The sequence below is a fragment of the Blautia sp. MSJ-19 genome, assembly GCF_018918125.1.
GTDB lineage: Bacteria > Bacillota > Clostridia > Lachnospirales > Lachnospiraceae > Blautia_A.
The window spans coordinates 42,036-51,652 of sequence record NZ_JAHLQA010000016.1 but is presented as its reverse complement, the minus strand read 5'-3'; the positions used below and the strand labels follow the sequence as shown (position 1 = coordinate 51,652).

9 protein-coding genes are annotated in these 9,617 nt (G+C 42.9%); 8 read left to right on the top strand and 1 reads right to left on the bottom strand.

Annotation, left to right across the window (positions count from 1 at the left end; genetic code table 11):
• The first annotated feature begins 127 nt into the window (after nt 1-127).
• The 6 genes from KQI91_RS07005 (at nt 128) to KQI91_RS06980 (ending at nt 6,504) form a co-directional block, all read left to right on the top strand.
• Complete coding sequence (locus KQI91_RS07005) at nt 128-1,186, top strand: FUSC family protein (protein ID WP_216392136.1); 1,059 nt, start codon at nt 128-130, stop codon at nt 1,184-1,186.
• Between the two features lie 505 nt (nt 1,187-1,691).
• Entirely contained in the window at nt 1,692-2,306 is a 615-nt protein-coding gene (locus KQI91_RS07000; RefSeq protein ID WP_216392135.1) for a DUF6088 family protein, read from the top strand.
• Nucleotides 2,303-3,307 (top strand): nucleotidyl transferase AbiEii/AbiGii toxin family protein, encoded by a 1,005-nt coding sequence (locus KQI91_RS06995; protein ID WP_216392134.1) that lies wholly within the window; start codon nt 2,303-2,305, stop codon nt 3,305-3,307. Before KQI91_RS07000 ends, KQI91_RS06995 begins: the two co-directional genes overlap by 4 nt.
• Before the next feature lie 58 nt (nt 3,308-3,365).
• Complete coding sequence (locus KQI91_RS06990; RefSeq protein WP_216392133.1) at nt 3,366-3,698, top strand: restriction endonuclease; 333 nt, start codon at nt 3,366-3,368, stop codon at nt 3,696-3,698.
• A 518-nt stretch (nt 3,699-4,216) separates the two neighbouring features.
• Complete coding sequence (locus KQI91_RS06985) at nt 4,217-5,218, top strand: N-acetylmuramoyl-L-alanine amidase (protein WP_216392132.1); 1,002 nt, start codon at nt 4,217-4,219, stop codon at nt 5,216-5,218.
• A gap of 161 nt (nt 5,219-5,379) precedes the next feature.
• Nucleotides 5,380-6,504 (top strand): aldo/keto reductase, encoded by a 1,125-nt coding sequence (locus tag KQI91_RS06980; protein ID WP_216392131.1) that lies wholly within the window; start codon nt 5,380-5,382, stop codon nt 6,502-6,504.
• A gap of 131 nt (nt 6,505-6,635) precedes the next feature.
• Here the strand turns inward: KQI91_RS06980 and KQI91_RS06975 are convergent, their stop codons facing one another.
• Complete coding sequence (locus KQI91_RS06975) at nt 6,636-6,977, bottom strand: VOC family protein (protein WP_216392130.1); 342 nt, start codon at nt 6,975-6,977, stop codon at nt 6,636-6,638.
• Nucleotides 6,978-7,323: 346 nt separating this feature from the next.
• Here KQI91_RS06975 and rfbD point away from each other — a divergent pair, with 346 nt between their 5' ends.
• Together rfbD and KQI91_RS06965 are read left to right on the top strand one after the other, a co-directional pair.
• Nucleotides 7,324-8,139, top strand: a complete 816-nt coding sequence (gene rfbD, locus KQI91_RS06970; RefSeq protein ID WP_330654481.1) for a dTDP-4-dehydrorhamnose reductase — start codon at nt 7,324-7,326, stop codon at nt 8,137-8,139.
• A gap of 1 nt (nt 8,140) precedes the next feature.
• Nucleotides 8,141-9,439, top strand: a complete 1,299-nt coding sequence (locus tag KQI91_RS06965; protein ID WP_216392129.1) for a dicarboxylate/amino acid:cation symporter — start codon at nt 8,141-8,143, stop codon at nt 9,437-9,439.
• Nucleotides 9,440-9,617 lie beyond the last annotated feature (178 nt).

The window sequence follows — 9,617 nt, the reverse complement described above, 5'->3', positions numbered from 1 at the left end:
ACCAGCATGATGGAAGAAGAATCTTCGGAAAGGATGTTTAGAATTATCCTTCTGTCTAATCAAAAAAAGAATAAGTCTGTAAGCTGTTTTTCTTGCTTACAAACTTATTATACGAGGAGCGAGAATTATGACCTTTTATCAGGAACTGCAACTGAGTTCTGTGGGCTCGAAGCAGTTGATCAAAAATACCACAGATTCGAAGGAAAAAAGACGACACATTCTGATCTACAATTTCAAAGTATACCTCGTGATGGCATTCTGTGTGGCGGTTGTCTCTTTATACAGCAAACTCACCGGCAGCAATAACAGCGTGGTTGGAGTAACCGTCCTTCTGGCAGTGCTGGTACTCAGACAGGCAGATTTTGGAATACGGACGACACATGGGCTTTTGTGTATTGCAGGTATTTACGGGATTCTGATGGTAGGTCCAGGGATTGCAAATTCAGTATCCGCAGTACCGGCATTTGCAGCGAACATCATTTGCATCATGCTTCTGATGATTCTGGGTTGCCACAACGTGATTATGTATAATCATTCCACATTTGTTCTGGGATATCTTCTTCTACTGGGATATGATGTGACCGGAGCTGAATACATAAAGAGAGTAGAAGGGCTTCTTGTTGGAATGATACTGTGTATGGTGATCTTTTACAAAAACCAGAAAAACCGTCTCTACAAAAGAACATTCCTGGATCTGTTTCGCGAATTCAACCTGAATTCTGCACGCGGCAGATGGTATCTGAAGCTGACTTTGATTGTTTCCAGCGCAATGCTCTTCATGAACCTTCTGGGACTTCCGAGAGCGATGTGGGCAGGAATTGCCTGCATGTCTGTGTGCCTGCCCTTTACCGAAGACTGCATGGGACGCGCAGGAAAACGAGGAATCTTCAATATTGTAGGATGTGTTTTATTTATCGTATTGTATCTGATCCTGCCGGAATCCATGTATCCGTATATTGGCATGATCGGTGGAATAGGCGTAGGCTATTCAGCAGGATATGCCTGGCAGACTGCGTTCAATACTTTTGGTGCCCTGTCTATTGCAGCAGGACTGTTCGGCATGCCGGCAGCAGTAGCGCTTCGTATTGGTGCGAATGTATTTGGTGCGGTTTATACGGTAATCTGCAACAAAATCATTGACAGAGCAGCAACATATTTTACAGTAAGAAAAAGTGCAGAAGCATAAAAGCAGGCTTAAAACTATATATAGAAATTACAGAATCCGGAAGCAGATAAGAGAAAAGTGCTTCCGGATTTTTTTGATAGGAAATTACTCTGTAATGTTCAGATAAAGTAAAAAATAGAGAATTTTGCAGTGCTTAGAGGGGGATTTTATCATGTGTCGTATAAAAGCACGAAAGATAGTGTGATATTACTGTGGGAAAATGACCTGAGTAAGAATAAATGCAGATTAGACCAATGGAAATTCAAGCGAAAAATGACCAGCAAATAAGTAAGTTCAGCGGAAGTCCACAAAAATTTGTTGTGGTCAAGCCTTTTTGTAACAATTACTGGTAGATAGCTGTCCATAGAAATTCTACTAACATAACCGATGAGCAAAAGAGTGTTATCGCCCCTAATACACTGTATGAGTATACTCAATTAGGAAATACTAAAAATATATTGAGCTACTCAGTTGCAAAAATGTCCCGAATAATATATAATATTCGGGACAAAAGGAGGCGAGCATAGTGGCAAAAGGATTCTCAAAACAAATACAAGAGAGAATTGGAAACGCAGTCGATGGCACAATTTTTGTGAACTCTGATTTTGCGGATATTGCTGATCAGGAAACGGTCAGACGAACTCTGAACAGATTAACACAGGCTGGTAGGCTCCGCAGAATACTAAAAGGTGTCTACGAAAAGCCGAAGTACAGCAAGTTGCTTGATGAATATGTAGCGGCCGACCCGGACGCTGTCGCAAAGGCATTGGCGCGAAGTTACCACTGGACCATTGCTCCATGCGGAAATACGGCCCTGAATCTGCTGGGCCTTTCTACACAGGTAACAGCGGTCTGGTCCTACATCAGCGACGGCCCGTATAAGACCTATGAGTGGAATTCCACCAAGCTGGAATTTAAGCATAGAACCAACAAAGAAATCACCGGCCTGTCTTACATGACGAGTTTGGTGATTCAGGCGTTGAAAACTCTGGGAAGAACCAATGTGACGCCGGAGATTATACAGACGCTTTCTGAAAAGCTTTCCGAGGATGAAAAGCAAGCCTGTCTGAGAGAGGCAACGGAATCCACGGATTGGGTTTATGATACGATACGAAAAATGTGCGGAGGTGACACACAATGAGAAATGTAGCACGATTGCCGGAAAGTGACCGGCGCGAACTGTTCCGAAATACAGCAGATAAGATGGGCTTGAATGATGCCATCGTGGAGAAAGATTTTTGGGTATGCTTTACTTTAGATTATCTGTTCCTCCGCTGCCCCTGGAAGAACGCTATTACCTTCAAAGGCGGCACCAGTCTTTCTAAGGCATTCAATTTGATCAGCCGTTTTTCCGAAGATATTGACCTGATTCTGGATTGGCGGGTACTGGGATATAGTAAGGATGAACCATGGGAAAAGCGCTCTAATACGAAGCAGGATGCGTTCAACAAAGAGGCCAATGCGCGGGCGGAAGTTTTCCTTGCGGAGCAGTTTTGTCCCACCATTCAGGTAGAACTTTCTCAAGAGCTTGGCTGTGAGGCAAACATCTACATAGACGAGAAGGATAAGCAGACCGTTATCTTTGCCTATCCGCACCTGTTTACGAATTCCGCTACCTTACAGGTCATTCGTTTGGAAATTGGTGCGTTGGCTGCTTGGACGCCTGCAAAAATTGCTCAGATCGAGCCCTATGCAGCAATCTATTACCCCAAAGTATTTGCGCAAAAGGACACAGCGATTTTGACTGTTGCGCCGGAGCGGACTTTCTGGGAAAAGGCAACGATCCTGCACCATGAAGCCAATAGGCCTGAAAGTTCCGAAATGCCTCAGCGTTATTCACGGCACTACTATGATCTGTACCGCATGTCTATGACACCTGTGAAGGAGGCAGCCTTTGCACAAGTGGAATTACTGAAAACAGTAGTAGACTTCAAAATGAAGTTCTATCCAAGAGCCTGGGCAAAGTACCAAGAAGCAACTCCAGGGACCCTGAAGTTAGTTCCACCGGAATATCGCTTAGATGCTCTTGCGGAAGACTATGCGAATATGCGCGATATGCTCTATGGTAATATTCCTTCTTTTAAGGAAGTCATGAAGGTGATACAGAATTTAGAGAAGGAAATTAACTCAATAAAGAAGTAGGTGAAAAGAGCAATATGAGAAATGAGGTGAATTACCTTTGAATGTAGGGAGCGAGTGTGTGTTCGAGAGCATTGTTGCAAAAATTTTTGAAACTGCTGGATATTCAGTAAACCAGAATGTTAAATTGCAGCACCGGTCAGGAGACATAGATATTGTTGCTGAGAAGGATAATAAGCGTTATTGTGTTGAGGTAAAGTATTTACAGTTATACGAAAGAGCCGTGGAGCGGATCTATTTGACTGGAAAAACATTCGAGATGACGCCTGCAGTTGTGGTGGGAAGCAAAATTGATGAGAGAAAACGTAGTTATTATCTTGAAAAATATCCGGACTTGATTTTGATAGATATAACGAATAAGATGAAAATCAAAAAACCTTTTGGTCCATTTTAGAAAGGTATTTTAAGTCCAAATATGTTATTTTTGAGTTTAAGAATTATAGCGAGCCGATAACTCAAAAAGAAATATATACTACTGAGAAGTATTTATACGCAAAGGCATTGCGCAGTGTAGGAATAATTATTGCCGCACATGGATATGATGAGCACGCCTACTGGGCGGCAAAGGGATGCCTGAGAGAGAACGGAAAACTCATTATTCTTTTAGACACAGATGATTTAATTGCAATGAATAAGCTAAAGGCAGACATGGAAGATCCTTCAATTTACTTATTAGACAAATTAGATAACATGCTTTCAGAATTGGAAAAATAACTGAAAAGTGATAAGGTCAAAGCAAGAGAATAGTCTAAAGATAAGTAAGTGAGCAGCAAGTCAAAAGAATGCCCGGAAATGGATGACCTAAGGATAAGTAAGTATAGAGAGAGTCAAAAGAATGCCGTGAAAGAATACATTTACAAGTTTGAGATAGTATGAGAAAATCTATACAGTACACAAAGGAGGAAACAGCGTATGAAAAAAACAAAACGCGTGGTCTGTATCTTGCTTAGCCTTCTGCTTCTGGCGGGCGTGTTGGCGGATACAGGTGCAGGAGAAAAGACAGGATCAGGCATGGTACAGACTGTACAGGCGGCATCTATCACAAAAAACAAATATACCGGCTGGAAAACAGTAAAAGGAAAACGCAGTTATTATCAGAATGGAGTTATAAAAAAAGGATTCAGCAAAATCGGAAATGACTATTATTGTTTTGATATGAAAGGCGTTCTTCATACCGGGTGGCAGTATACTGGAAAACATTACCGTTATTTTGATAAAAAGAGCGGCAAAATGAAAACAAATACAACTATTCAGGGAAGAAAGATTGACCGAAATGGTGTCTGGACCCCGGTGGTTGTTTTGGATCCGGGGCACTCCGGTAAAGTTGCAAAAGGGTACGAACCGCTTGGACCGGGTTCACGGGAGCGCAAAACAAAAGATACCTCCGGAGCGCAGGGATGCAGTACAAAAGTGAATGAATATCAGCTGACGCTGAACGTGGCAAAAAAACTGCAGAAAGAACTGCAAAATCAGGGATGCAAAGTCATTCTGACGCGCAAAGACAACAAGACGGCGATCAGTTGTGTACAGCGTGCCAGAGTTGCAAATAAAGCGAAGGCAGATGTATATCTCAGAATCCATGCAAATGATGTGGATTTTTCCAGTGCGAATGGCGCTCTGACGATCAGTGTCAGCAGCAGAAACCGTTTTGTTTCCAGAAAAATGGCAAAGCAATGTTACACACTTTCCAAAACAGTACTGGATTCTTACGTCCGTGCGACTGGATGCCGCAAAGAGTATGTATGGGAAAATGATTCTATGAGTGGAAATAACTGGAGTCAGGTGCCAACAACATTGATTGAACTTGGATATATGTCTAATCCTTCAGAAGACCGGAAGATGCAGACTGCTTCTTATCAGAAAAAGATGGTAAAGGGGCTCTCAGATGGAATCAAAAAATATCTGATATCCTGAGCAGGCAGGACAGATGCAGGGAACAAAGACACTGATACAGGCAGAAGAAAAAATCTGAAAGACAGAGAAAGTTTGCCATATCAGAAAAATGTGCTAAAATAAAAAAGATACCGTGACGGCGAACAACGGCAGTTACGAAATATAAAAAGGAGGATATCCCTATGGCATATTTAGGAGAAGAAATCAAGAAACTTGGATTTGGACTGATGCGTCTGCCGAAACTTGATGATGACACGATTGATATTGAGCAGACCAAAAAGATGGTAGATCTTTTTATGGATGCCGGATTTACTTATTTTGATACGGCATGGGCTTATGCGGGAAGTGAGGATGCAATCCGCCAGGCTCTGGTAGAGCGTTATCCACGAGAAAGTTTTAAACTTGCAACAAAGAACGCAGCATGGATCAACTGCAAGACAAGAGAAGATGCGACAGCACAGTTTGAAACATCTCTGAAACAGACAGGAGCAGGATATTTTGATTTTTATCTGCTTCATAATCTGGGCGAAGCACGTACCAAATATTTCGATGATTTTGATCTGTGGAGCTGGGTGCAGGAGAAAAAAGCACAGGGCCTGATCAAACATGTGGGCTTTTCTTTCCATTCCACCCCGGAAGAACTGGAAGCAATCCTGACTGCACATCCGGAGATGGAATTTGTACAGCTTCAGATCAACTACGCTGACTGGGAAAATCCGGCAATTCAGTCCAGAGGATGTTATGAAGTTGCACGGAAACATGGCAAACCGGTAGTCATCATGGAGCCGGTCAAAGGCGGCATGCTTGCAACTCCGCCGGAAAGTGTAGAAAAGATTCTCAAGGATGCAGAACCGGACGCATCTGCAGCATCCTGGGCAGTACGTTTCGCAGCAAATCTGGAAGGCGTGATCACCGTTCTTTCAGGAATGAGCAACATTGAACAGATGCAGGACAACCTTTCTTATATGAAAGACTTCAACGGACTTTCTGACAAAGAAAAAGAAACTCTCGACAGAGCTCAGGAAGAATTAAAGAAAATTCCGTTGATCCCATGTACTACCTGTAATTACTGTGCAAAAGTCTGTCCGAAAGAGATTGGAATATCCGGTTCCTTTACCGCAATGAATTACCTGACATTGTATGGAAGCAAGCCACAGGCACTGCATCAGGAAGAATGGCTGGTTGGCGGACACGGAAGGAAATCTGCGACAGAATGTGTGAAATGTGGAAAATGTGAAGAAGTCTGTCCACAGCATATCAAGATCCGTGATGAACTTGTGAAAGTTTCAGATGAATTGCTGAAGTAAACAGGTATAGAAGCAGTTGACAAAAGAACTACAGAAAATTTAAATAAACTGTTTATAAAACAAAACTCCGGGGAATTCGTTTCTCCGGAGTTTTGTTTGCAATATAAAGAAAAAATGGTAAAAATAGCAGATCAGTCATTTACCTTCCAGTTTTCCAGAAGCTTCAGCTCAATTTTTGTTCCGTCAGGAAGAGAGAACCAGTGATCGTTGATGGCTTTTACCGGATAAGATTTGATCTTTTCCATAATCTCTTCTACAGAATCTACAGCGAGAGAAATGTGATCATATCCGTTTTCAGCAGTGGTATTGATCTCTGTGGTCTCGCAGAGCTGGATACCCTCACGGAACCAGCATTTGCGGGCCGGTTTTTCACCGATCTCGCGCCACATATGCATATCAAATACGTTTTCAAAGAATTTCTGCGCGTCTTCATAAGCGCAGGTACGAATCGCTGCATGGTCAATTTTAGTCATAGAGGAACCTCCTGTAAATATGAAATTAATTAGAATGGTCGGTCTGATAGTAATTCGGGATATATCAGAAATATGTGTTCGACTTGAATAAGAATAGTACAAAACAACAGACTGTGCAATGAAAAAGCAGCAGTATTTCGAAAAATACAATATGAAAATCGCATTTTGCATCGGAATATCTTTACGTACTGCGCTTTTCCTTGACAGACATGCTTTAACTTGCTAAAATATTAAAAGATATAAAGATTGAAACGGCGTTGATTTGATCTGAATCAGCGCCGTATTTTATTTTGAGGAGGTAGTAGCAGAGATGTTAAAAGTATGGATTGCGGGGGCAAGCGGGTAGATTGGCCGGGCACTGAATGATGTACTGGATCCGATGCAGATCGAGGCACTGAACACAGATCTTGATGAACTGGACATTACAGATACGGATGAAGTGATTAATTTTGGTACAGTCAACCGTCCGGATGTGATCATCAACTGTACAGGTATTACAGATACCGATGAATGCGAAAGAAATCCGGAGCATGCATATCGTGTCAATGCACTTGGTGCAAGAAACTTAAGTATCGTTGCCAGAAAGTGCGGTTCTAAGATCGTACAGCTTTCTACAGATGATGTATTTGATGGACAGAGTAAGAAACCGTATACGGAGTTTGATGACACCAATCCGCTGACTGTTTATGGCAGATCCAAGAGAGCCGGTGAATATTATGTTAAAGAATTTACACACAAGCACTTCGTTATTCGCAGTAACTGGGTATACGGACAGGGCGGACGTAATTTCGTAAACCGTGTTCTGGAGGCCGCAGAGGCCGGCAGATCTCTTTCCGTAGCATCTGACCAGTTTGGCTCTCCGACCAGCGCGAAGGATCTGGCAAGAATGATCCTGTATCTGATCAGCACAAATGAATATGGAACTTATCATGTGACCTGCAGCGGTGTCTGCAACCGTTATGAATTTGCACAGGAGATTTTACGGCTTGCCGGAAAGAATATCGAACTGAAATCTGTTCCGACCGAGCAGTCAGACCTCTCTTCTGTCAGACCACCATATGCAGTTCTGGACAATTTCATTCTCCGTATCATTGAGATGTATGACATGCCGGACTGGAAAGAGTCTCTGAAAGAATACATGGATGAAAGAACGGAGGACTAAGATGAAAGAAAAAAACACAAAAGCAAAGACTCCGAACAAAAAAGCAATCGGTCTGACGACCAAGATCTTTATCGCCCTGATCGCAGGTGCAATCCTTGGTATCATTCTCTGCTATCTGGTTCCGGACAGTAGCTTCAAGAAAGATGTAATTATTGAAGGTATCCTTTATGTCATTGGACAGGGCTTTATCCGTCTGATGAAGATGCTGGTTGTACCGCTGGTATTCTGTTCTCTGGTCTGCGGAAGCATGGCGATCGGAGATACCAAGAAACTCGGAACCGTAGGTGTGAGAACACTGGCTTTTTATCTTGCAACCACTGCACTGGCAGTTTGCGTTGCGCTTGGAGTCGGAAACCTGATCAATCCTGGTGTCGGACTTGATATGAGTGCGATTCAGAGTTCAGCAGCGTCTGTAGAAACGATGGAGGCAACTTCCCTTACCGATACGATCCTCAACATCATTCCGGACAACCCGATCAATTCTCTGGCAAGCGGAACCATGCTTCAGGTTATCGTATTTGCCCTGATCGTCGGCGTAATCCTTGCAAAGATGGGAGAGCGTGCAGAGACAGTAGCAAACTTCTTCAGCCAGTTCAATGACATTATGATGGAAATGACCATGATGATCATGAGCCTTGCACCGATCGGAGTTTTCTGCCTGATCAGCCGTACGTTTGCAAACATCGGTTTCAGCGCATTCATTCCGCTGGCAAAATATATGATCGGTGTACTGCTTGCCCTGGCGATCCAGTGCTTCGGTGTATATCAGATCCTGCTCAAGATCTTTACAGGTCTGAATCCGATCCGTTTTATCAAGAAATTTTTCCCGGTTATGGCATTCGCATTCTCAACTGCTACATCCAATGCGACCATTCCGATGTCTATTGATACTCTTTCCAAGAAGGTCGGTGTATCCAAGAAGATTTCTTCCTTCACCATCCCGCTTGGTGCAACGATCAACATGGATGGTACTTCCATCATGCAGGGTGTTGCGGTAGTTTTTGCGGCACAGGCATTTGGCATCCACTTAAGCCCGATGGATTACGTAACTGTTATCGGAACAGCAACACTTGCTTCTGTAGGTACCGCAGGTGTACCGAGTGTTGGTCTTGTAACCCTGACTATGGTATTCAACTCTGTAGGTCTTCCGGTAGAGGCAATCGGTCTGATCATGGGTATCGACCGTATCCTGGATATGACAAGAACGGCAGTCAACATTACAGGTGATGCTGTCTGCACAACTATTGTTGCACATCAGAATGGTGCTCTTGACAAAAAAGTATTTAATGAAACAGACTGAAAATGAAATGATCTGAAAAAAGCGACTGTACATATCAAAACGTGTACAGTCGTTTTTTTTCTGTACGGAACAATTTGGTTTGCCGTATGGACAACGCGAATACAAAACAGGTTGCATTCATGATATGGCTTCGGCTATAATACGAAATATCAGGATTGCAGAGGTGTGAACCTGTATG

Excerpts from the sequence above, each read along its gene's own strand:
- KQI91_RS07005 (WP_216392136.1), top strand. The coding sequence starts at position 128 with ATGACCTTTTATCAGGAACTGCAACTGAGTTCTGTGGGCTCGAAGCAG.
- KQI91_RS06995 (WP_216392134.1), top strand. The coding sequence starts at position 2,303 with ATGAGAAATGTAGCACGATTGCCGGAAAGTGACCGGCGCGAACTGTTC.
- KQI91_RS06985 (WP_216392132.1), top strand. The coding sequence starts at position 4,217 with ATGAAAAAAACAAAACGCGTGGTCTGTATCTTGCTTAGCCTTCTGCTT.
- KQI91_RS06980 (WP_216392131.1), top strand. The coding sequence starts at position 5,380 with ATGGCATATTTAGGAGAAGAAATCAAGAAACTTGGATTTGGACTGATG.
- KQI91_RS06975 (WP_216392130.1), bottom strand. The coding sequence starts at position 6,977 with ATGACTAAAATTGACCATGCAGCGATTCGTACCTGCGCTTATGAAGAC.
- KQI91_RS06965 (WP_216392129.1), top strand. The coding sequence starts at position 8,141 with ATGAAAGAAAAAAACACAAAAGCAAAGACTCCGAACAAAAAAGCAATC.